The organism is Pseudomonas sp. TS_SC_3 (genome assembly GCF_056156225.1).
Genome location: NZ_CM149586.1, coordinates 2,747,832 through 2,770,090, shown reverse-complemented (window position 1 = coordinate 2,770,090; position 22,259 = coordinate 2,747,832). Strand labels below are relative to the sequence as shown.

The 22,259-nt window shown below is 61.6% G+C and carries 20 protein-coding genes, 1 pseudogene and 1 riboswitch; of the genes and pseudogenes, 12 read left to right on the top strand and 9 right to left on the bottom strand.

The features are described 5' to 3' along the window. Nucleotides 1-67 precede the first annotated feature (67 nt). The 5 genes from AC0J6G_RS13285 to amn all read left to right on the top strand — a co-directional run bounded on the left by AC0J6G_RS13285 (nucleotide 68) and on the right by amn (nucleotide 7,683). On the top strand, nucleotides 68-2,449 hold the full coding sequence (locus tag AC0J6G_RS13285; protein ID WP_475248425.1) for a hybrid sensor histidine kinase/response regulator: 2,382 nt from the start codon (nucleotides 68-70) through the stop codon (nucleotides 2,447-2,449). Between the two features lie 119 nt (nucleotides 2,450-2,568). Then, nucleotides 2,569-3,222 carry a TetR/AcrR family transcriptional regulator gene (locus tag AC0J6G_RS13280; protein WP_475248423.1) on the top strand — a complete coding sequence of 218 codons (654 nt, stop codon included), beginning with the start codon at nucleotides 2,569-2,571 and terminating at the stop codon, nucleotides 3,220-3,222. After that, nucleotides 3,219-4,871: an acyl-CoA dehydrogenase family protein gene (locus tag AC0J6G_RS13275; protein WP_475248421.1), complete on the top strand. Its 1,653-nt coding sequence runs from the start codon at nucleotides 3,219-3,221 to the stop codon at nucleotides 4,869-4,871. Before AC0J6G_RS13280 ends, AC0J6G_RS13275 begins: the two co-directional genes overlap by 4 nt. Nucleotides 4,872-4,968: 97 nt before the next feature. Continuing rightward, a riboswitch (cobalamin riboswitch) is annotated at nucleotides 4,969-5,176 on the top strand. Nucleotides 5,177-5,231: 55 nt separating this feature from the next. Then, complete coding sequence (locus tag AC0J6G_RS13270; RefSeq protein WP_475248419.1) at nucleotides 5,232-5,912, top strand: energy-coupling factor ABC transporter permease; 681 nt, start codon at nucleotides 5,232-5,234, stop codon at nucleotides 5,910-5,912. 298 nt (nucleotides 5,913-6,210) lie between these two features. Next, the gene (gene amn / locus AC0J6G_RS13265) at nucleotides 6,211-7,683 is read left to right on the top strand and encodes an AMP nucleosidase (RefSeq protein WP_475248417.1); all 1,473 of its coding nucleotides are present in this window, start codon (nucleotides 6,211-6,213) and stop codon (nucleotides 7,681-7,683) included. Nucleotides 7,684-7,745: 62 nt separating this feature from the next. Here amn and ahr read toward each other — a convergent pair whose 3' ends face one another. Further along, nucleotides 7,746-8,780, bottom strand: a complete 1,035-nt coding sequence (gene ahr, locus AC0J6G_RS13260; protein ID WP_475248415.1) for an NADPH-dependent aldehyde reductase Ahr — start codon at nucleotides 8,778-8,780, stop codon at nucleotides 7,746-7,748. 205 nt (nucleotides 8,781-8,985) lie between these two features. On the opposite strand from ahr, the gene AC0J6G_RS13255 reads away from it, so the two are divergent. Next, nucleotides 8,986-9,555: a pseudouridine synthase gene (locus AC0J6G_RS13255; RefSeq protein WP_475253748.1), complete on the top strand. Its 570-nt coding sequence runs from the start codon at nucleotides 8,986-8,988 to the stop codon at nucleotides 9,553-9,555. Here the strand turns inward: AC0J6G_RS13255 and AC0J6G_RS13250 are convergent, their stop codons facing one another. The 5 genes from AC0J6G_RS13250 to AC0J6G_RS13230 all read right to left on the bottom strand — a co-directional run bounded on the left by AC0J6G_RS13250 (nucleotide 9,556) and on the right by AC0J6G_RS13230 (nucleotide 12,690). Beyond that, a complete protein-coding gene (locus AC0J6G_RS13250; protein WP_475248413.1) occupies nucleotides 9,556-9,948 on the bottom strand; it encodes a globin in 393 nt (130 codons plus the stop codon). It abuts the gene before it with no gap. 70 nt (nucleotides 9,949-10,018) lie between these two features. After that, nucleotides 10,019-10,222: a DUF2788 domain-containing protein gene (locus AC0J6G_RS13245; protein ID WP_475248411.1), complete on the bottom strand. Its 204-nt coding sequence runs from the start codon at nucleotides 10,220-10,222 to the stop codon at nucleotides 10,019-10,021. 179 nt (nucleotides 10,223-10,401) lie between these two features. Continuing rightward, on the bottom strand, nucleotides 10,402-10,881 hold the full coding sequence (locus tag AC0J6G_RS13240) for an Lrp/AsnC family transcriptional regulator (protein ID WP_475248409.1): 480 nt from the start codon (nucleotides 10,879-10,881) through the stop codon (nucleotides 10,402-10,404). A gap of 408 nt (nucleotides 10,882-11,289) precedes the next feature. Then, nucleotides 11,290-12,156, bottom strand: a complete 867-nt coding sequence (locus AC0J6G_RS13235; protein WP_475253746.1) for a cation diffusion facilitator family transporter — start codon at nucleotides 12,154-12,156, stop codon at nucleotides 11,290-11,292. A 114-nt stretch (nucleotides 12,157-12,270) separates the two neighbouring features. Next, on the bottom strand, nucleotides 12,271-12,690 hold the full coding sequence (locus tag AC0J6G_RS13230) for a polyribonucleotide nucleotidyltransferase (protein WP_475248408.1): 420 nt from the start codon (nucleotides 12,688-12,690) through the stop codon (nucleotides 12,271-12,273). Between the two features lie 167 nt (nucleotides 12,691-12,857). On the opposite strand from AC0J6G_RS13230, the gene hrpB reads away from it, so the two are divergent. Together hrpB and AC0J6G_RS13220 are read left to right on the top strand one after the other, a co-directional pair. Continuing rightward, nucleotides 12,858-15,392 (top strand): ATP-dependent helicase HrpB, encoded by a 2,535-nt coding sequence (hrpB, locus tag AC0J6G_RS13225; RefSeq protein ID WP_475248406.1) that lies wholly within the window; start codon nucleotides 12,858-12,860, stop codon nucleotides 15,390-15,392. A gap of 188 nt (nucleotides 15,393-15,580) precedes the next feature. Continuing rightward, on the top strand, nucleotides 15,581-16,426 hold the full coding sequence (locus tag AC0J6G_RS13220) for an SDR family oxidoreductase (RefSeq protein ID WP_475248404.1): 846 nt from the start codon (nucleotides 15,581-15,583) through the stop codon (nucleotides 16,424-16,426). Between the two features lie 29 nt (nucleotides 16,427-16,455). On the opposite strand, the pseudogene AC0J6G_RS13215 reads toward AC0J6G_RS13220, so the two are convergent. After that, nucleotides 16,456-17,108: pseudogene (locus AC0J6G_RS13215) on the bottom strand (hypothetical protein). 132 nt (nucleotides 17,109-17,240) lie between these two features. Here AC0J6G_RS13215 and AC0J6G_RS13210 point away from each other — a divergent pair. From AC0J6G_RS13210 to AC0J6G_RS13200, 3 genes are all read left to right on the top strand, one after another. Beyond that, on the top strand, nucleotides 17,241-17,720 hold the full coding sequence (locus AC0J6G_RS13210) for an NYN domain-containing protein (RefSeq protein ID WP_298187283.1): 480 nt from the start codon (nucleotides 17,241-17,243) through the stop codon (nucleotides 17,718-17,720). 3 nt (nucleotides 17,721-17,723) lie between these two features. Further along, a complete protein-coding gene (locus tag AC0J6G_RS13205; RefSeq protein ID WP_475248402.1) occupies nucleotides 17,724-18,344 on the top strand; it encodes a 3'-5' exonuclease in 621 nt (206 codons plus the stop codon). Between the two features lie 102 nt (nucleotides 18,345-18,446). Beyond that, nucleotides 18,447-18,623 carry a DUF6435 family protein gene (locus AC0J6G_RS13200; protein WP_475248400.1) on the top strand — a complete coding sequence of 59 codons (177 nt, stop codon included), beginning with the start codon at nucleotides 18,447-18,449 and terminating at the stop codon, nucleotides 18,621-18,623. Between the two features lie 101 nt (nucleotides 18,624-18,724). Here the strand turns inward: AC0J6G_RS13200 and AC0J6G_RS13195 are convergent, their stop codons facing one another. After that, a complete protein-coding gene (locus tag AC0J6G_RS13195; protein WP_475253744.1) occupies nucleotides 18,725-19,630 on the bottom strand; it encodes a GlxA family transcriptional regulator in 906 nt (301 codons plus the stop codon). A 241-nt stretch (nucleotides 19,631-19,871) separates the two neighbouring features. Here AC0J6G_RS13195 and AC0J6G_RS13190 point away from each other — a divergent pair, with 241 nt between their 5' ends. Next, nucleotides 19,872-21,008, top strand: a complete 1,137-nt coding sequence (locus AC0J6G_RS13190) for an acyl-CoA dehydrogenase family protein (RefSeq protein ID WP_475248398.1) — start codon at nucleotides 19,872-19,874, stop codon at nucleotides 21,006-21,008. A 63-nt stretch (nucleotides 21,009-21,071) separates the two neighbouring features. Here the strand turns inward: AC0J6G_RS13190 and AC0J6G_RS13185 are convergent, their stop codons facing one another. Beyond that, on the bottom strand, nucleotides 21,072-22,109 hold the full coding sequence (locus AC0J6G_RS13185) for an NADP(H)-dependent aldo-keto reductase (RefSeq protein WP_475248396.1): 1,038 nt from the start codon (nucleotides 22,107-22,109) through the stop codon (nucleotides 21,072-21,074). Nucleotides 22,110-22,259 lie beyond the last annotated feature (150 nt).

Here is a 22,259-nt window from a genome sequence, read left to right as displayed (position 1 = left end):
GCCGATCTTCTGAATACCTGCCCCAGCGGCGCTGCATGGCGTTATGGGCTTACCCTGGCTGAGCCGCATGCACTACATCCTTCTTTGTTTTTTTATGCTGGTGCCAGGGCTGGCCGGGGCACTGGTTTTTGACGAAAACACCCGCAGCCTGCCACTCGGCAAAGCCATGTGGGTATTCGAGGATGTTCGCGGCGATGCCAGCATCGAGGACATCACCTCGCCAGCCTTGGACGCCAGTTTTCGCCAGCACAATAAAGGCGTACTAAACGCCGGCTATTCGCGCTCGGTGTTCTGGCTGCGCCTTGACCTGGAATACCGTCCGCAGCAGGAAACAGGCGCGCAGCCGTGGTTGCTGGAATTAGCCTATCCACCGCTTGATCATCTGCAGCTGTATCTGCCTGATGCCCAGGGGCGTTATCAGCTGAGCCAGAGCACAGGCGATGCCTTGCCGTTTTCCAGCCGCGCAATCAAACAGCACAACTATGTGTTCGAGCTGAAGTTGCCGCCGGCGCAGCCGCAACGTATTTACTTGCGCTTGGCAAGCCAGGGCTCAATTCAGGCACCGCTGACGCTCTGGGCGCCCACGGCCTATTTGGAAGAGCAACCCGCGCGGATTTATGTGCTGGGCATCATCTACGGCGTGCTGCTGGTGATGCTGATCTACAACCTGTTTATCTTCCTCAGCGTGCGCGACACCAGCTACCTGTATTACATCCTTTATATCGCCTCGTTCGGCTTCTATCAGTTGTCGGTCAACGGTGCGGCGATTGAATACTTCTGGCCTAACAGCCCCTGGTGGGCGAATGCGGCGACGCCTTTCCTGATTGGTGCGTCGGCGCTGTTTGGCTGTCAGTTTGCGCGCAGCTTCCTGCATACCGCCGAGCACAGCCCCTGGGTGGATCGCGCCTTGTTGCTGATGATGGCCTCGGGTGTGCTGGTGATGACGCTGGCGCTGACGGTCAGCTATGCGCTGTCGCTGCGCCTGGCCACTTACCTGGCGCTGGGCTTTACCGTGGTGATTTTCAGTGCCGGTATCCTTGCCTGGATACGCGGCATGCGTGTGGCGCGTTATTTCATCTTCGCCTGGACGGCCTTTCTCGCCGGCGGAGTGATCAACACCCTGATGGTGTTGGGCTACCTGCCGAATATGTTTCTCACCATGTATGCCAGCCAGATCGGCTCGGCGCTGGAAGTGGGCCTGCTGTCGCTGGCACTGGCTGATCGAATTAACGCGATGAAGGAAGAGCGCGCCCGTATCCTGCAGGAAGCCGGCCTCAAGCTTGAAGCCCTCAACCAGGAGCTGGCCAACAGCAACCGCTTGAAAGATGAGTTTCTTGCCACCGTCACCCACGAGTTGCGCACGCCGATGAATGGGGTGATTGGCTCGCTGGAACTGATGCACATGCTCGACATTGACGGCGAGCTGGCGCATTACCAGCGCACGGCCGCGAGCTCCGCGCGCGACATGATGCGCATGGTCAATGACATTCTGACCCTCACCGAGTTGCAGGCCGGCCGGCTCTACCCGCGGCGGGAGCCGTTCAGCCTGCGCGGCTTGTTTGACGGTGTGCGTGCGCAGTACGCGCCGCGTGCCGAAGAAAAAGGTCTGCGCTTTGTTCTGGATGTCGATGACAGCCTGCCCGACACCGTAGAGGGCGACGCCAGCAAGTTGCTGCAGAGCCTCAATTGTTTGTTGGATAACGCCATCAAATTCACCCCGTACGGTGAGGTGCAGGTGCGGGTCAGTCGCGCTGGCACGGCGCGCGATAACCTGCCACTGCGTATCGAGGTGATCGACAGCGGGGTGGGCTTTACTTCGCCCGCCGATGACCAGCTGTATCAGCGCTTCCAGCAGTTGGACGGCTCAATGACCCGCGAATACGGCGGCCTGGGTATCGGTCTGGCGATTTGCCGGCAGCTGGTGGATCTGCTGGGCGGTGACCTCAGCCATGAGTCCTGCCCAGGCCAAGGCAGTCGTTTTCGCCTGGAGCTGCCGCTGGCGTTGCCGATACCGGCAGCCGCGCCGGCAGTGGTCATCCCGCGTACCAGCGGCCCGGCGCTGCGTCAGCCCGAGCAATGCACCGTGCTGGTGGCAGAAGACAATGCGATCAACCAGCTGGTCACCCGTGGCATGTTGCTCAAGCTGGGTTATCAGGTGCGCACCGCCGATAACGGCGCTGAAGCCCTGGAAGTGCTGCGCAGCGAGACCATCGACGCGGTGCTGCTCGATTGCCAGATGCCGGTGATGGACGGTTTCGCCACCTGCCGCGCGCTGCGCAACTTGCCCGGCTGCCAGCTGCTGCCGGTGCTGGCGATTACCGCTCACAGCCACAGCGGCGACCGCGAGCGCTGCCTGGCTGCCGGCATGAGCGACTACCTGGCCAAGCCGGTGAAGTTTGAGCAGCTGCGCAATCTGTTGCGCGACTGGGTGCTCTGCCGCGAGCCCTGATCGCTTGCGTTGTATATGCCAGTGGCTGGCCAATATGCCTGCTGTTGTGCCCGGAACCGCTCTTTAGCCAAACTCTGAATCCTGATTCACTTAAGTAATAGTGAATCAGGATTCAGACCATGGCCTATCGCACCACCGCTACCCGTATCAACCTCGATCAGGCGCTGCGTGAGCGCATCATCAGCGCTGCGCTGGCGCGCGTGGTTGAGGGCGGGTTTGCCGCGCTGACCATGCAGGCGCTGGCCGAGGATGTCGGTATTGCCACCGGTAGCCTGTACCGCCATTTCAGCAGCAAGGGCAGCCTGTCAGCCGAGGTTTTTGCCGTGGCCAGTCAGCGTGAAGTCGATGCGTTGGCGGTAACCGTGCGCGAGCATGGCAGCCCTGTGCAGCGCCTGGCTGCCGGGGTTGAGCGCTTTGCGGCACGCGCCTGGCACAGTCGCCAATTAGCCTTTGCCCTGATTGCGGAACCGGTTGAGTCCGAAGTGGACGAGCAGCGCTTGCTCTACCGCGAAGCCTACGCCGACCTGTTCGTCGAATTGCTGCAGGAAGGCGCCGCGCAGGGCGTGTTTCGCGTGCAGCAGATCAACCTGGTCGCCGCCTGCCTGGTCGGTGCCATCGCCGAAGCCCTGGTCGGCCCACTGTCGCCGCCCGCGCGAGCGGCCCGCGAAGCCGGTTATCCCGCCCCCAGCCTGGCTGAAGTCAGTCAGGCCCTGGTCACTTTTTGCCTACGCGCCGTGGGCGCCCCACTGCCCGAAGAGGAGCCTCAGCCATGAATGCCAGTCAACATGCCGAAACCCATGACGTGTTCAATCAGGTGCCGCCGCTAGATGGCGCCAACCTGTACCGCGTCGACCTGCCGCTGCAGGAGTGGAGCAAACGCTTCGGCGGCGGTTGGGCCGAGCAGCGCCTGGATGTGTATGGGGCGCTGGCAGGCGGCGAGTTGATGGCCGCCGGTTTTCTCGCCAATGAAAACAAGCCGATATTCAAAAGTCATGATCGTTATGGTCATCGCGTTGATCTGGTCGAATTTCACCCGGCTTATCACCAGTTGATGAGCGCGGCTATTGAGCATGGTTTGCCCTCCATGCCCTGGACCGATCCGCGTGCCGGCGCTCAGGTGGCGCGCGCTGCCTTGAGTTACCTGCACAGCCAGGCCGAAGCCGGCAGCGGTTGCCCGTTGACCATGACCTTCGCCAGCGTGCCCGCGCTCAAGCTGCAGGCCGATGTGGCCGAGAAGTGGCTGCCGAAAATTCTTTCCACCCAGTACGACCCGCGCAATCTGCCGATTGAGCAGAAAACCGGCGCGACCATCGGCATGGCCATGACCGAGAAGCAGGGCGGCACCGATGTGCGCGCCAACACCACCCGTGCCTACCCGGTGGGTTTGGGTGGTCCCGGTCAAGCTTATGAACTGATCGGTCACAAGTGGTTCTGCTCGGCGCCGATGTGCGATGCCTTCCTGACCCTGGCCTACACCACCAAAGGCCTGACCTGCTTTCTGCTGCCACGCCACCGCCCGGACGGCACGCGCAACGAGTTCTATATCCAGAGCCTGAAAAACAAGCTGGGCAACTGGTCGAACGCCTCCAGTGAAGTGGAGTTTCGCGGCGCGCTGGCCTGGATGGTCGGCGAGGAGGGCCGTGGCGTGCCGACCATTATCGAGATGGTCGCGCTGACCCGCTTCGACTGCATGATCGGCTCCAGCGCATTGATGCGTCAGGCCCTGACTCAGGCCGCGCACCACTGCGCCCATCGACAGGTGGGCGGCCGGGTACTCAGCGAACAGCCGCTGATGCAGAACGTACTGGCCGACCTGGCCCTGGAAAGCGAAGCGGCCCTAGCGCTGACCCTGCGCATGGGCAAGGCGCTGGACAACCCGCTTGACGAGCAGGAGGACAAGTTCGCCCGTCTGGTCACCGCCGTAGGCAAATATTGGATCTGCAAACGGGCGCCGGCGATGATCAATGAAGCCGCCGAATGCATGGGTGGCGCCGGGTATGTCGAGGAGACCATCCTGCCGCGTCTGTACCGCGAAGCACCGGTCAACTCGACCTGGGAAGGCTCAGGCAACGTGCAATGCCTGGACGTGCTGCGCGCGCTGTCCAAGGAGCCGGGCGTGCTCGATGCGTTGTTTAGCGAGTTGGGCGACGGTCATGGCGATGCGCGCCTCAAGGCGCATATCGCCAAGCTACAGGCGGATTTCTGCGACACCGCCGATATCCAGTACCGCGCCCGCCAGCTCACCGAAGACGTAGCCCTGGCGCTGCAAGCCAAGCTGCTGCTGGAGGCCGGTAACTCGGTGGTAAGCGACGCCTTTATCGTCAGCCGCCTGGGCGGGCAGGGCGGACGGGTCTACGGCACCTTGCCGCGCGGTATCGATGCCGACGCGCTGGTTGCACGCAGCACGCCGCATTTGATCTAGGGCGTTTGCGTTGCCGACACGGGCTGACGGGCCTGCGTTGCGCTTGAGCCTTGAGCCCGGCCTCTGCGCCGGGCTCTGTCATTTCTCGCTGCTGGCGGGTAAGGTGGCCGCCGATGGTTCCGCAGCGTGTTACGCGAGTGGATGAAAAGGGAACATGGTGGGTACTGCAACCGGTACCGAAGCCATGGCTGCCCCCGCAACTGTAAACGGTGAGCGACGCCCCGATGCCACTGGCCGTAAGGCTGGGAAGGCGGGCGACGCGTCAAACCGTGAGCCAGGAGACCTGCCATCGACGCCGGGCACTGATGCCCAATCCCTCAATCCAGATCATCGCGCGGTGGGCGCGGTACAGGAATCTTTATGCACATCGAACCAGAAGTCGTTACGGGCGCCAAACTCTTCCTCAGTTATGCAACCGCCGCAGGCGCCTTTGGCCTTACCGCCAAGCTTGCCCTTGATAGCATTCGCAGCAACGGCGGTGTCGCTGCCCTGGCGCTGCGCAGCCTGCTCACCACCGCACTGGTGTTCTGCTTCTTCGAGGTCTTTCCGCATCATGCGGTGGGGGTTTCCGAGGTGCACCTGATCCTCGGCTCAACCCTGCTGCTGCTGTTCGGCGCGGGTGCCACGGCGATCGGCCTGGCTGTGGGGTTGTTGTTGCAGGGGCTGCTCTTCGCTCAGTTTGACCTGCCGCAGTACGGCATGAACGTCACCACGCTGTTGGTGCCGCTGTGGGCTATCAGCCTGCTGGCCAAGCGCATCATTGCGCCGGGTACCGCCTATGTGGACCTCTCCTATAAGCAGGCGCTGGCGCTGTCGACGGCCTATCAGGGCGGTATTGTTGCCTGGGTGGCTTTCTGGGCGGTTTATGGCAACGGCTTCTCCAGCGACAACCTGGCGGCCGTGGGCAGTTTCGGCCTGGCCTACATGAGCGTGATTTTGCTTGAACCGCTGGTTGATCTGGGTGTGCTGGCTGCTGCCAAAGCGTTCTCGGCTTATAGCCGTGGCCCGTTGTTCAATGCGCGTCTGCACCAGCCGGCCTAACGAGTCGGCTGCAAGCTGCAGTCGCCCGCTGCGGTTTCTGCAGCGTCCGTCGGGCGCAGGTGGCTAATCCCCTGCGCCCCTTACCTGCTACTGCTGCCAGCCAGCACCTCCCGGCGCGACAGCGCTGTTGTCGCCCTCGCTTTTTAGGCGCTCTCGCCGTTCGGGCATGACGCTGCAAGCGTTGCCTGATCATCCTTCGGCATTGCTCAAATGTCCTGTTTAGACCACGCCGCGCTATCGCCAATGCGGCGGCTCAGGGCAAGATAGGGCCGATTGCGATCAGCCTGGAAGGTGCCTTGTGAATACGTATTCTGATGACTTTGTTGTCGCTAATAGCGCTGAAGAGGCGGTGGATCGTCTGGCCGCATTGCATCTGCACGCAACCAGCGGCTTGAGTGCTGCGCTCAAGCGTTACTTGAAAGAGCGGGTCAAACCCGATGCTGCCGAGCAGAGTCAGTTCCGTTACCCCGAATTACGCCTGACCTACCTGTGTCAGGGCGAAGTGCCAACCACCGTTCGCGCCTACGCCAAAGTGCAAGTGCCAGGCACCTACAGCGTGACCGTCACTCATCCGGCGGCGTTTCGTAAGTACCTGCTGGAGCAGCTGCGCCCACTGATGAACGATTTCACCGTGCGCGTTGAGGTGGGCGTCAGTCAGCAAAATATTCCCTATCCCTACGTGGTCGAGCAGGGCGATGAATTAGCCGGTTCCGGGGTGACGGCAGCGGAACTGGCGCGGGTATTCCCCAGCACCGATCTATCCGCCGCCACTGACGGCATTGCCGACGGTCTGTGCGACTGGGAACACACCGACCCGCTGCCGCTGGCGCTGTTTGACGCCGCGCGGGTGGACTTCTCTTTGCGCCGTCTGGTGCATTACACCGGCAGCGACTGGCGGCATGTGCAGCCCTGGATTCTGCTGACCAACTACCACCGCTACGTTGACCAGTTCATCCGTCACGGCCTGGACATGCTGGTGGGGGAGTCGCGGTTTACCCGCATGGTGCTGCCGGGCAACGTGGTGATTGAGCGCGGCATGGCCGAAGGCGAGATGCAGGCGATCATCGAGAACGTCATCTGGCACCGTTACCAAATGCCGGCCTACCACCTGCAGGCGGATGACGGCCACGGCATTACCTTGGTCAATATCGGCGTCGGCCCGTCCAACGCGAAGAACATCACCGACCACCTGGCCGTGCTGCGCCCGCATTGCTGGCTGATGATCGGCCACTGCGGGGGGCTGCGTCAGTCGCAGACCATTGGCGACTATGTGCTGGCCCACGCCTACATGCGCCGCGACGGTATTCTTGATCGCGTGTTGCCGCCGCATATTCCGCTGCCGGCCCTGGCCGAAGTGCAGCAAGCCTTGCAGGCCGCCGCGCGGCAGGTTACCGGTGAAGACGGTGACGAACTGAGAAAACGCCTGCGCACCGGCACCGTGTTGACCTATGACGACCGCAATTGGGAGCTGCGCTGGGCGCAGGAACGCCCGCTGATTAACCTGTCCCGCGCGGTGGCGGTGGACATGGAAAGCGGCACCATTGCCGCGCAAGGCTATCGCCTGCGGGTGCCCTACGGCACCTTGCTTTGTGTCTCGGATAAGCCGCTGCACAGCGAGATCAAACTCCCCGGCGCGGCGGGTGCATTTTATGAGCGGGCGGTGACCCAGCACCTGCAGATCGGCATCACCGCGCTCGACCTGATGCGCAACCAGCTCAACTCGCTGCATTCACGCAAGCTGCGCAGCTTTGACGAGCCGCCGTTCCGCTAGCGTGGTGTTTTGCATAAAAAAGCCCGAGGTTTATGCCTCGGGCTTTTTTAGTTCAGCTCCGCTTATTTACGCGCATCGAGCACCACGCGGTAGCGCGCTTTACCGCTGCGCAGGTGGTCGATGGCCTCGTTGACGTTGCTCATGGGGAAGTGCTCGACCTGCGGCACGATCTGATGGCGGGCGCAGAATTCGAGCATTTTCGCCATATTCGCCGGTGAGCCGACGGGCGAGCCGGAGAGGCTCTTCTGTTTCGGGATCAGGTTGAACACGTGCACGGGAATGGCGCTCGGCACAATGCCGACAAAATGCAGCCGGCCTTTGCCGCCGAGGGTGCCGATCATGGCTGTCCAGTCGAGGTCCGCGCTGGCGGTTACCAGAAGGAAATCCAGGCTGCCGGCGATCGCTTTCAGTGCCGCGCTGTCGGTGGAGGCCACCACCTTGTGTGCGCCCAAGCGTTTGGCTTCTTCCTGTTTGTTCAACGACGAGGTGAAGGCGGTGACGTCGCAGCCCCAGGCATTGAGAAAGCCCAGCGCCAGGTGGCCAAGGCCGCCGATGCCGACCACGCCGACTTTATCAGTGGGCTTTACGTTGAAATCCAGCAGCGGGCTGAACACCGTGGAGCCGGCGCAAAACAGCGGGCCGACCAATGCTGGGTCGAGGCCGTCCGGCAGCGGGATGGCCCAGGCCCAGTGGCTGCGCAGGCGGTCGGCAAAACCGCCGTTGCTGCCAACAATCGTCGGTTTAACGGTGCCGCACAGTTGGTGTGCGCCTTCCATGCACGAGCTGCAATGCATGCAGCTGCCCTTGTACCAGCCGATGCCCACCCGCTGGCCGAGCTTGAGGCCGCGCGCATGCTCACCCAGGCGCACCACGGTGCCGACCACTTCGTGGCCAGGAATAAACGGGTAGCGGGTCATGCCCCATTCGTTGTCGATCATCGACTGGTCGGAGTGGCAGATGCCGCAGTACTCCACGGCCACTTCAACCTCTTCAGCGCCCAGTGGGCCGGGATCATAGCTATATGCCTCAAGGGCCGCGCCGGGGGCTTTAGCGGCCCAGCCTGTGAACGTATCAACAACGGATGCGGACGAACTCATGATGAGGGCCTCTAGGAAGAAAACAGAACCAAGCCAGCATAGCTGGGTCTGCTTGAGCCATGTGCATGGATAAGTCAGGCTGATAGTTGCACGGTGGCCTCGGTTACACTGCTCGCTTCCCGCTCGCATTGTTGGATTGTTCATGCCCCGCCCGTCACGCCCTGCTGCCCCACGCCGCGTCTCCGATAAGCCTGCTGTGCGCCGAGTGGCCAAGGCGCCGCCGGCTGAGCCGCGTTTGCTGCTGCTGAATAAACCCTTCGACGTGTTGACCCAGTTCAATGACGAACAAGGCCGTGCGACTCTCAAAGACTTTATCGACGTGCCGGGTGTTTATCCGGCCGGGCGCCTGGATCGCGACAGCGAAGGTTTGCTGCTGCTGACCAATGACGGCGGCCTGCAGGCACGCATCGCCGACCCCAAGCACAAGCTGGCGAAAACCTATTGGGTGCAGGTGGAAGGCGAGCCGACTGAGGCGCAGGTGCAGCAGTTGCGTGATGGCGTGCAACTAAATGACGGCCCAACCCTGCCGGCCGAAGCGCGGCTGCTGGATGAGCCGCAGCTGTGGGAGCGCCACCCGCCGGTGCGCTTTCGTAAAAGCATTCCCACCGCCTGGCTGGAACTGGTGATTCGCGAGGGGCGTAATCGTCAGGTGCGGCGCATGACCGCTGCCGTTGGCTTGCCGACCTTGCGCTTGGTGCGCGTGGCCATTGGCCCGTTCAGCCTGGAGGGCTTGCAGCCGGGGCAATGGCGTGAGGTGCCGGCCCGGCTGGATTGATCAGTAGCCGGCCTTGATCACAGCGATGCCTTTGTCCAGCACCTCATTCCATGCGTTGCGGGTTTCGCTGCAGTATTGCGGGTCATGTTCGCCAATGGTCACCAGCAGCGCTTGCTGCCAGAGGTCATAAAGCCCTGGGCGAATGTCCATTGCTGCGCGTGAGTGGCTGCAGCCGAGTGCGCGCAGCTTGGTGTCGGGCAGGCCGCGTGCGTGCATCACCAAGTTGAGAATGCCCTGACGCAAGAGCAACTTCTGCCCGCTCATTTCGGTGTTGACGAACTTCTCACGCACCTCTGACGAGCTGGCGAGGAAGTGTCGGTAAAAGCTGTCGAAAAAGTCCGGGCTGGCGCAGCAGCGCCCGTAGCTTTGCATCACGCGGTCGGTGGCCTTCATGCGTTCTCCAGAAAAAGGCTGTCCGGGCCGCATGGTGATGCGGCCGCGAGTCAAGGAAGTAGGGGGGCGGTTAGACGCCTTCCAGGCCTGCAATGACAAAAGATTTGATGATAAAGCCCAGTACGCCCAGGCCCAGGGCAAGGAACAGGATCATGGTGCCGAAGCGGCCCGCCTTGGACTTTTTCGCCAAGTCCCAGACGATAAACGCCATAAACAGCACCAGGCCGCCAACCAAGACGGTCATCATCAGTTCTTCAAACAGCTCAGTTTCCATCGCAACCTCGTGTGGCAAAAGCGGGCTGTGCCGCCGGCTGGGGCGGGAGGTGGGCGATGCGTTTTTATAGGTTGAGCGCAAGGCTCTTATGGGCGGGTCGCACAAGGCACAGCAATATGCCGGCGATTATACGCCGTTGCTGCTGTGCGCCGCGATGTGCGTTTCGCCGTAAAGCGTGATCAGCCACGCAGGTGCTGCAGCGGCAGCTGCGTGCTGGAAAGAATTTGCTGCAGCACGAAGCTGGAGCGCACGCTGGAAACCCCCTCGATCCGGGTGAGGGTGCCGAGTAGCAGCTTCTGGTAGTGATCCATGTCGGGTACCACCACTTTCAGCTGATAGTCGGCGTCCATCCCAGTGACCAGGCAGCATTCGAGCACTTCCGGGCATTTACGAATTTCGGCCTGGAAATGTTCGAAGCGCTCCGGCGTGTGCCGATCCATGCCGATCAGCACGTAGGCCGAGAGCGTCAGGCCCAATTGTTTGCGATCGAGCAGGGCAACCTGGCCGAGGATATAGCCGTCGTCCTGCAGTTGTTTGACCCGGCGTGAGCAGGGCGAGGGCGACAGGCCGATGCGTTCAGCCAGGTCCTGATTGGACAGGGTGGCGTCGCGCTGCAATTCAGCGAGGATGTTCAGGTCGTAGCGGTCAAGTCTGTTCATCTAAGCCACGCTTTCGTTTTTGAATTGCTGTAAATAATGCTCTTGTAGTTATTAATTGCGCAAGTGGTCGCTATATCAGCAATATTCGCAATCTTTCGCTGCGTCGTCAGGCGTAAGCTTTACCTCAACTTCAAGGCCCGGACGATACGTCCACCCGCCTCGCCCAATCAGGTGAGCGGTCGCCGCCGATCCCACCGGATCGTCACGGCACCCGGGTCCGCACTGCCCAATCAGGCGTGCGAAGAAAAGGCGTTATCATCGCCACAATGACGGATACGCAAAAAAGGGGAAGGCCTGCAGGCCTTCCCCTTTTTTGTGTCCGCCATCCTTGGCGTACACCCTGCGGGCCGTCGCTGCGCGACGTCAAAAATTGCGCCAGGCAATTTTTTGTTACCTGTTCGTTGCTCCTTACTGGGCAGTCGTGTGCTCGACCACGCTGCTGGGGTCGGCGTGTACCAGCACTTCGGCGCGGGGGAATTCGCGGCGGATCGCTGCTTCAACCTGATCGCACAGGCTATGGGCCTGTTGCAGGCTCAGCTCGCCCGGCAGCTCCACATGCAGCTGCACGAACCAGTGGGTGCCGGACAGCCGCGTGCGTAAATCATGCACGCCCAAGACGCCAGGCACAGCGCAGGCCAGGCCGTGCATGTGTGCGCTGATGTGCGGGTCGAGTTCTTTATCCATCAGCACCGTGGCTGCTTCGCGGGCAATGCTGATGGCGCTCCAGAAGATATACAGCGCAATGCCGATGCCGAAGATCGCATCCAGTTGTGGCCAGCCGTAGCTTGCCAGTATCAGCGCCAGGAGGATGCTGCTGTTGAGCAGCAGGTCTGAACGGTAATGCAGCGAGTCGGCGCGAATCGCCGTGGAGCCGGTCAGCTTGACCACGTGGCTCTGAAATAGCAGCAGGCCGATGGTCATCGCCAGCGATAAGAGCATCACCGCGATGCCCAGAGCCGGCGCGCCAATTGGCTCTGGGTGCAACAGGCGATCAATGGAGTGACTGCCTACCAGCAACGCGCTGGCGCCGATAAACAGCGCCTGACCCAAACCGGCCAGAGCTTCGGCTTTACCGTGACCGTAGCGGTGATCTTCATCGGCCGGGCGCAGGGCGTAGTGCACGGCGAGTAAGTTAAGCAGCGAGGCCGCGCCATCGAGCAGCGAGTCGGTCAGCCCCGCTAACAGGCTGACCGAGCCGCTAAGCCACCAGGCAATGGCTTTAGCCAGCGCCAGGGTGAGTGCTGTTGCCAGGGCGGCGAAGGTCGCCAGGCGCATCAGGCGGGCATGTTGCGGCTGTATGTTCACGGACGATCCAGAAGGTGCCTGTAAAAGGGCAGAGCCTATTTTCAACGCAGCAGGGCCGACGCGCAGCTGATCGTCGGCAGGTTACTAGGCTGTTGGGCGCAGACCATAGGCTGCCAACTGCTCGGCGCTGCCACTGTGCTGGATCAGGCGTGGGTCATCCAGTGGCAGGCTTTGGCCCGCCTGTACTTCAATCAGCGCCTTGAGCGTGGCGGCGTCAATCTTGCCGTCAGCATCCACCACATTCTGCAAGTCTTGCGGGTCAACCTGCGCGGTCTTGCCGCCGGGCAGGTAGATCGCGCCGGTGGTGAAGTCGATACCAAAGGCGATCAGCCCCGGAATCACGAAAAAGAGGATGCCGATTGCATTGAGCCCGGCTACCACAGGGTCGATACGGCCTTCGATCTGGCCGCGGCGTTCCGGAAAGAACAGGGTGCCGCAGGCAGTCAGTTGAGTGAGCAGCGCGGCGACGATAAGGCCACCGATAACGCGGGTTTGAGTGCGCATTGAACATCTCCATGGAAAAAGTGGCGCAACTATACCAATGCCTGTGTCGCAATGCCGTTGCGTCAGGCGCTGCTGCTGCATTTCTTGCGAAGCAATGCCTGCAACTGAGACAGCACCAATGCTCTACAGGTTCGCCGTTATAATCCTGCGCCTTGAATGGAGTCCGCATGAATTCCCTGCCAATCGATGTGCTGTTGCCTGAGTTGTGCCAGGCCCTTGCCCTGCGTGATGAAGCGGTGCTGGAAGCGCCGCCCGGTGCCGGCAAGACCACCCGTGTGCCGCTGGCGCTGCTGACCCAGCCCTGGCTGGCCGGGCAGACCATCATCATGCTTGAGCCACGCCGGCTGGCAGCGCGTGCTGCGGCCGAGCGTTTAGCCCGCGAGCTAGGCGAGGCGGTGGGGGAAACCGTCGGTTACCGCATCCGCCTGGACAGCAAGGTCGGCCCGCGTACCCGTATCGAGGTGGTCACCGAAGGCATCCTGGCGCGGCGGCTGCAGGATGACCCGGCGCTGGAAGGCGTCGGCCTGGTTATATTCGATGAATACCACGAGCGCAGCCTGGATGCGGACTTGGCGTTGGCGCTGTGCCTGAATGGCCGGGCGATGTTCCGTGGCGCGGACTCCGGCGAGCTGCCGCTGAAGGTGTTGCTGATGTCGGCGACCCTAGAGGGAGAGCGGCTGGCGGGCCTGCTCGGTGATGCGCCGGTGCTGCGCAGCGAAGGGCGCATGTTTCCGGTGGATATCCGCTGGGGCGCGCCCTGGCAGATGGGCGAGTGGCTTGAGCCGAAAGTGCTGCAGTGCGTGTTGCAGGCGCTGGCTGATGAGCCGGGTAGCCTGCTGGTGTTTCTGCCAGGGCAGGCGGAGATCCGCCGGGTCAATGAACAGCTGGCCGAGGCCCTCGCCGGACGCCGCGATATTCTGCTCTGCCCGCTGCATGGTGAGCTCGACCTCAGCGCCCAGCGCGCCGCCATCGAACCTGCACCGGCGGGCCTGCGCAAGGTGGTGCTGGCGACCAATATCGCCGAAACCAGCCTGACCATCGAGGGTGTGCGGGTGGTGATCGATGCTGGCCTGGCGCGGGTGCCGCGTTTTGACCCGAACAGCGGCATGACACGCCTGGACACCCAGCGCATTTCCCGCGCTTCCGCTACCCAGCGCAGCGGGCGGGCCGGGCGCTTGCAGCCGGGCGTCTGCTATCGCTTGTGGTCGCAGGCGCAACATGAACAGCTGGCGACCTACGGCACGGCGGAAATGCTCCAGGCCGACCTCGCCGGTCTGGCCCTGCAACTGGTGCGCTGGGGCGTGCAGCCGGCTGAACTGGTCTGGCTTGATCCGCCACCGGCAGCCGCCTATGCCCAGGCTTTGGAGCTGCTGGCGCGATTGGGCGCGGTGGATGCCCAGGGCTTACTGACCAGCCACGGCCAGGCTATGGCCGAGCTGCCGACTCATCCACGTATTGCCCATCTGCTGCTGCGCGGCCAGGAGTTGGGCCTTGGCCCATTGGCCTGTGATCTGGCGGCATTGCTCGGCGAGCGCGACATTCTGCGCGGCGCGGGGGCTGATCTGCACAGCCGGTTGGCCCTGCTGGCGGGTGAGTCACGCGGCGCGCGCGGCAGCCAGGGCGGGGTGCAACGTGCCCGGCAACTGGCCCGGCAGTTTCAGGGTTACCTCAAGCGCCGGCCCAGCCCGCAGGCGGTCAGCGATCCCGAGCACCCGCGCTGGCTGGGCGCGTTGCTGGCGTTTGCCTACCCGGATCGTATCGCTCAGCAGCGGCGTGACGGCGGAGCTGAATACCGACTGGCCAACGGACGGGCGGCGCTGTTTGCCGAAGTCGATGGCCTGATGAAACACAGCTGGCTGGTGGTGGCTGACCTGGGCAGTCGCCAGGGCCAGCGTGAGGAGCGCATCTACCTGGCCGCCGAGCTGGAACCTCAGCTGTTCGAGGGTGTGCTGGCCGAGCAGGTCAGCAACTTGGACGTGCTGGATTGGGATGAACGCGAGGGTGCCCTGCGCGCCGAACGGCAGCGCAAGGTCGGTGAGCTGGTGTTGTCGCGTGAGCCGCTGGCCGGGCTGGATGCGCAACAGCGCAGTCGCGCCATGCTCGGCCTGGTACGGCGCAAGGGTTTGGCGCTGCTGCCCTGGACGCCGGAACTACGTCAGTGGCAGGCGCGGGTGGCGTTGCTGCGAACGCTGGATCTGGCCAGCAAAGACGCCAGCGAATGGCCGGATGTCAGTGATGCTGCCTTGCAGGCGACGCTGGAGAACTGGTTGCAGCCCTATCTGGATAACGTCACCCGGCTCAGCCATTTCGCCAACCTGGATTTGCCCAGTCTGTTGCTGAACCTGCTGCCCTGGCCGCTGCCGCAACGTCTCGATGAACTGGCCCCACGCAGCGTGCAGGTGCCGTCGGGTTCGCGCATCAGCCTGGATTACAGCGAGCAGCCGCCTGTGTTGGCGGTGCGACTGCAGGAGCTGTTCGGCCTGGCGGATACGCCGCGCATCGCCGGCGGCCGCCAGGTGGTCAAGTTGCACCTGTTGTCACCCGCGCGGCGGCCGGTGCAGGTGACCCAGGATTTGTCCAACTTCTGGCGCAGCACCTACGCCGATGTGAAGAAGGATTTAAAGGGCAGATACCCGAAGCATTATTGGCCTGATGATCCCTTGATCGCCGAGCCGACGGCGCGGGCTAAACCGCGCAAGTAGATCATTCGCGCGGCCGTTGTGTGGTGGTGCGATGGTGGCTGTGTTTGCAGCGCGTTGCAGTCGCCAGTGAGTAAGGCTGCTGGTGTGCATGCCTGTGATTGCCAGCTCAGGTGGGCAGCGGCCTGTTGCGATGGCGGCTATAACAGGTTGTAGTAGCTTTTTTGCAGTTACCGGGTCGGGGGCAGGTTATGTACCGCAAGGTATTCACCAACAAAGTATTCGACCGTAAGGTTGTGCTGATTACGGGCGGTTGCGCCGGCATCGGGCGGGCGTTGGCCATGCGCTTAGCCCAGGCGGGCGCACGGCTGGTCATTTTCGATCTGGAGCAGCAAGCGCTCGACAGCCTGGTGCAGCACTTGGCCGATCACCACAACGCCGAGGCCCTGGGGGTGCTCTGCGATGTGGCTGATGCCGCAGCAGTGGAGCGGGCGATGGCGCTGACCGTCGAGCGTTTTGGCGGTATCGATGTGCTGGTTAACAACGCCGGTATTACCCACCGCAGCAGTTTTGCCGAGACCGAGCTGGCGGTGTTCCAGCGGATTATGGCGGTTAACTATTTTGGCGCGCTGCACTGCACCAAGGCGGCGCTGCCCAGCCTGATCGCTCGTGGCGGACAGATCATTGTGCTCAGTTCGCTATCAGGCTTCGCACCGCTGCTTTACCGCAGCGCCTACAACTCCAGCAAGCATGCCCTGCATGGGTTGTTTGAAACCCTGCGTTATGAGCTGAAAGGTTCTGGGGTCAATGTGATGCTGGTGTGCCCGGGCTTTACCGCCACCGACCTACGTAAAAATGCTCTGGTGGGCGACGGTTCGGTGGCCGCGCAGCCACCGCTGGCAATGGGCAAGGTCGCTTCGCCGCAGGATGTCGCCGAGGCGATTTATCAAGGCGCGTTGAAACGCCGTCGGCTGCTGGTGCTGTCGAATGTCGACTGGCGTGCGCGGCTGTTGGCGCGGTTTTTCCCGCGGGTGTTCGAACGTGTGTTGCTACCGCGGTTGTCTGGGTTGAAACCACCGCGTACGGGGCGTTTCTAGTGGCTTATGCCAGGCGACGCTGCTGGCGCCTACTCGACGTCGGGTTGAGCGCTGCGCAGCATAAATAGACGAAACACTACGACGCTTGAGAATAATTGGAGAAAGCGACTGGCGCAGTCCAGCAGCAGGCTGGTCAGGGCATTGCCGGCGATGGCTTCATTGGTTTGGCTCCAGCCGTCCAGCAACCAGAGCGGCAGCATGATAATCAGGATGCAACCGAGCATGGGCCAGAAGTAGCCGGTGCTCATTTCAAAACTTTCCTGCAGCGCTTTCAGCGGGCTCAGGCCGCGCAGTACCAGTAGGTACTCCGCAAATGCCAGTTTGACCATCAGCCATAACCCCGGCAGCACCAGCAGCGATGCGCCCAACAAAATGGCCAGGGTGTTAAGCCCGGCCAGCAGGGCAAAGCGTGGCCATAAGCGCAAGCCAGCAGCAAGCAAATCGCGGCTACGGGGTTGCTGGCCTTGGCTGCGCGCCGCGAGAAACAGAATCAGCGCGGCGCTGTACAGTGGGTAAAACAGCAAACCGGCCAGTAAGTGGCAGATTCGGCTGGCACCAGGCTGCTGACCTGTTGCAGCAACAGGCCTTCGAGCACAATCAGTGGCAGGCACAGGCGCGCGATGGCCGCCAGGTTATGACTGAAGAAGTACCAGGAGTCACGAAGTACAGAGAGCAGGTTCATGAGGGCGCGCGTTGAGGAGGGCAGCCGCCACTCTAGCTGATTGCTCCGGGCGCTCCAATTGATCACGGCGCAGCGGGCGGCCGCCTTCTGGCATACTGCCCAGCGCTTATCGCCCCGTTATGAGGATTGCCGGTGAAGAAGATCGCCGTATTCGCCGATGTACAGAACCTCTACTACACCGTGCGCCAGGCCTATGGGTGTCACTTCAATTACGCCGCGCTGTGGGCTGATATCAGCCAGCATGGGCAGATTGTCGAAGCCTATGCTTATGCCATCGACCGTGGTGATCACAAGCAGCAGCAGTTTCAGCAGATCCTGCGCAACCTCGGTTTTACGGTAAAACTCAAACCCTATATCCAGCGCAGCGACGGCTCGGCCAAGGGTGATTGGGATGTGGGTATCACCATCGACATCATGGACGCTGCGCCGCGTGTGGATGAGGTGGTGCTGGCCTCGGGCGATGGCGACTTTGATTTGCTCCTGGAAAAAATCCGCAGCAGTCACGGCGTTGAGGCCATTGCCTATGGCGTGCCGGGCCTGACCGCGCAATCGCTGGTGCGCGCCGCCAGCCGCTACGTGCCGATTGAAGGCAGCCTGTTGTTGAGAAACTGATTAATGCTTGCTGATTCCATCGCTGTACTCGACTTTGAAACCACCGGCATGTCGCCGGCCCAACAGGCGCGCGCCACCGAAATCGGGGTGGTGATTGTCGAAGACGGGCGGATCGTCGCGCGCTACCAGAGCCTGATGAACAGCGGCGCCTGGGTGCCGCCGTTTATCGAGCAGCTCACCGGTATCAGCAACGCCATGCTGCGCACCGCACCACCTGCGGCACAGGTGATGCAGGAGGTTGCCGCGTTTGTCGGTGATCGTCCGCTGCTCGCGCACAACGCCAGTTTTGATCAGAAGTTCTGGGACGCCGAACTGGCGCTGATTCGCCGCCAGCGCATGCAGCCGTTTGCCTGCTCCCTGTTGTTGTCACGACGCCTGCTGCCGATGGCGCCCAGCCATAAGCTGGGTAACCTCAACCAGTGGATTGGTCTGCCCGATACGGGCAAGGCGCACCGGGCGCTGGCCGATGCGGAAATGGCCGCCAATCTCACCTGTTTTATGGCCGCCCTGCTGCGCGAGCGCCATGGCATTGCCGATATTTCCCATGAGCTGCTGTGCAACCTGCAGCGGGTGCCGGCAGCGAAAATGTCGCAGGCGTTGCAAAAAATCCGCGACCACGGTTAACGCCTTAGTACCTTGTTACATCTGTGCGCTGGGTTGAGCGCGTGGCTGAATTAAGCTTAACAAGCGCTTATCCCAGCGTTTTTCTTGGCAGAGGTATCAGGCATGTTCGGTTTGTTTAAACGTGATCCCGCAAAGAAGCTGCGCCAGCAATACAGCGCCAAATTGGAAGAAGCCATGCTGGCCCAGCGCAATGGCGATATTCGCAGTTATTCCATGCTGACCGAAGAGGCCCAGGCCCTGTGGGCGAAGCTGGAGCCGCTGGAGCGCAACAAGCCCTGACAAGGCTGCGGTGCTAAGTAAAAAAGGCTGCCAGTGGGCAGCCTTTTTACGTTTAAGTTCAGCGCCTTTTATTGCCTTCCCACACGTCTGGGTTGTTGAGATTAGGCCGGGCTGTCTTTGTGTTGGAACTGGCGGCGGTACTGGTTGGGCGATAGTTGTGTGTGCTGGCGGAACAGTCGGGCGAAGAAGCTGGCGTCGTCGTAACCCACTTCGTAGCTGATGGTTTTGATACTTTTGCGGGTGGCGCTTAGCAGGCCCTTGGCGGTTTCGATGCGCAGGCGCTGCAGGTAGTGCAGCGGTTTATCGCCGGTGGCGGTTTGGAAGCGGCGCATAAAGTTGCGGATGCTCATGCCGTGTTCGCGGGCGACATCCTCGAAGCGGAACTTGTCGGCGAAGTGATCTTCCAGCCACTGCTGGATCTGCAGGATGGTCATGTCGTGGTGCAGCTTTTGCCCGCCAAAGCCGATGCGCCCTGGGGCGTAGTTGCGCTGCACTTCATACAGAATGTCGCGGGCCACGCCCTGGGCTACGCTGGCGCCGCAGAAGCGCTCGATCAGGTAGATATACAGGTCGCAGGCCGAGGTCACGCCGCCGGCGCAGTAAAGGTTATCGGCATCCGACAGGTGCTTTTCCTGGTTGAGCAGCACCTTGGGGAAGCGCTCGGCGAACTCGTTGAAGAAGCGCCAGTAGGTGGTCGCTTCCTTGCCATCGAGCAGGCCGGTCTGGGCCATCCAGAACACCCCGGTGGCTTCACCGCAAATCGCACTGCCAGCGGCGTGGCGCTGTTTCAGCCAGCTGAGTACCTGTGGATGGCGCTGGCAGAGTGCGTCGAAGTCATCCCAGAAGGCCGGCAGGATGATCACGTCGGCCTCCCCCAGCGCGCCATCGACCGGAATCAGCACGTCGCTGAAACTGCGCACGGGCTGGCCATCCGGGCTGACCAGATGAATTTCAAAGGTTGGCGTCAGGCCTAGGCCCTGCTGTTTGCCGTAACGCAGGCTGGCCATATGAAAGAAATCCTTGGCCTGCATCAGCGTTGAAGCGAATACACCCTCGGTGGCCAAAATGCTGACGCGGCGCAGCGGAGCGGATGACGTGTTTGGCATATTTAGTATTCTTATTAAGGCTAAGTGGTCATGAGCTGGCTGGATCGTCTTATTTATTGGCGTTTGTGTCCAGTGTGACCAAGCGTTTGCTTGGCTAAAGTCGAGATCACTTTCGATATCGATCAATCCAGCAGGTGTTGCCATGATCCCCAGAACGATTTTCAGCTCTGAGCACGAACAGTTCCGTGACAGTGTGCGTAAGTTCCTTGAGCAGGAAGCCGTACCGTTTCATCAGCAGTGGGAAAAGGACGGCCATATTGACCGCGCGCTGTGGAACAAGGCAGGGGAGGCGGGCATGCTTTGCTCGCATGTTCCGGAAGAGTACGGCGGCATGGCGGCGGACTTTCTCTACAGCACTGTGGTGATTGAGGAAGTCGGTCGCCTGGGGCTGACGGGCATCGGCTTCTCCCTGCACTCGGATATCGTCGCACCTTACATCCTGCATTACGGCAGCGAGGCGCAGAAGCAGCATTACCTGCCCAAACTGGTGTCCGGCGAGATGGTTACAGCCATCGCTATGACTGAACCGGGCGCTGGCTCCGACCTGCAGGGCGTGAAAACCACTGCTGTGCTGGACGGTGATGAGTACGTGATCAATGGCTCGAAGACCTTTATCACCAACGGCTTTCTCGCGGACCTGGTGATTGTGGTGGCCAAGACCGATCCGAAGGCCGGTGCCAAGGGTACCAGCCTGTTTTTGGTCGAGGCCAATACGCCAGGCTTCTCCAAGGGCAAGCGCCTGGAAAAAGTCGGCATGAAGGCCCAAGACACCTCCGAGCTGTTCTTCCAGGACGTGCGCGTGCCCAAGGAAAACCTACTAGGTCAGGCCGGCATGGGCTTCGCTTATCTGATGCAGGAGCTGCCGCAGGAGCGTTTGACCGTCGGTATCGGTGCGCTGTCTTCGGCTGAAGCGGCGCTGCAGTGGACCCTGGAGTATACCCGCGAGCGTAAGGCGTTCGGTAAAGCGATCAGCGATTTCCAGAACACCCGCTTCAAACTGGCAGAAATGGCCACCGAAATTCAAATTGGCCGAGTGTTTGTCGACCGCTGCCTGGAGCTGCACCTGCAAGGCAAGTTAGATGTGCCGACGGCGGCGATGATCAAGTACTGGGGCACTGACCTGCAGTGCAAAGTGCTGGACGAGTGTGTGCAGCTGCACGGCGGTTACGGTTATATGTGGGAATACCCGGTGGCGCGCGCCTGGGCTGATGCGCGGGTGCAGCGTATTTACGCCGGTACTAACGAGATCATGAAAGAGATCATCGCCCGCTCGCTTTGATCAATCGTTGAATGCATAAAAAAGCCCGGCTACTGCCGGGCTTTTTTATGGCGCGCTTACTGGCTAAGGCGCTGGGTTGGGCTGGGCTTTATGAATGGCCTCGATTCCGGTCAGCACCTCGGCGGAGAGGTTCAGTTCGCTGCTGGCCAGGTTGCTGTCCAGTTGCTCCAGGCTGGTCGCGCCGATGATGTTGCTGGTGACGAACGGTTGCGCGGTAACAAAGGCTAAGGCCATCTGCGCTGGGTCAAGGCCATGTTCGCGGGCCAGGGCGACGTAACGTGCGCAGGCCGCTTCTGATTCCGGGTTGGTGTAGCGGGTAAAGCGGCTGAATAGGCTGATTCGTGCGCTGGCCGGGCGTGCGCCGTCAGCATACTTGCCGCTGAGCATGCCAAAAGCCAGGGGCGAGTAGGCCAGCAGGCCGCATTGCTCGCGGATAGCGATTTCCGCCAGGCCCACTTCAAAGCTGCGGTTGAGCAGGTTGTAGGGGTTCTGGATCGATACGCTGCGTGGCCAGCCGCGCTGCTCGGCCAGTTGCAGGAATTTCATGGTGCCCCAGGGTGTTTCATTGGACAGACCGATGTGGCGAATCTTGCCGGCCTTGACCTGCTCATCCAGTGCTTCGAGGGTTTCTTCTAGCGGGGTGAAGTCGCTGTCCTGGTGGTGATAGCCAAGCTGGCCGAAGTAGTTGGTCGGGCGCTCTGGCCAGTGCAGCTGATACAAGTCGATCCAGTCGGTCTGCAGGCGCTTGAGGCTGGCATCCAGCGCAGCGGTGATGTGCGCACGGTTGTGCTTGAGCTGGCCGTCGCGGATATAGCCGATGCCATTGCCGGGGCCGGCAATCTTGCTGGCCAGCACCCAGTCGGCGCGATCGCCGCGCTGGTTGAAGTAGTCACCGATGATTTGCTCGGTCTTGCTGTAGGTCTCGGCGCGCGGCGGCACTGGGTACATCTCGGCGGTATCAATGAAATTGACCCCGTAGGCTTTGGCGCGCTCGATTTGGGCGAAACCCTCGCTGGCGCTGTTCTGTTCGCCCCAGGTCATGGTGCCCAGGCACAGGCTGCTGACCGTGATATCGGTGCGGCCGAGTTGGCGATAATCCATTTAAGCTCCTTGAGAACATCCGGTTGGCTGAATCGTGTTGATATTTTCCGCACAATCTGCATAATTGCGCACCTCTTTCTGCAGTGGAAGTGATGCGCCGCCTGCCGAAGAATCTTGCCGTATTACGGACGCGCTGACCCGAGCCCCCGA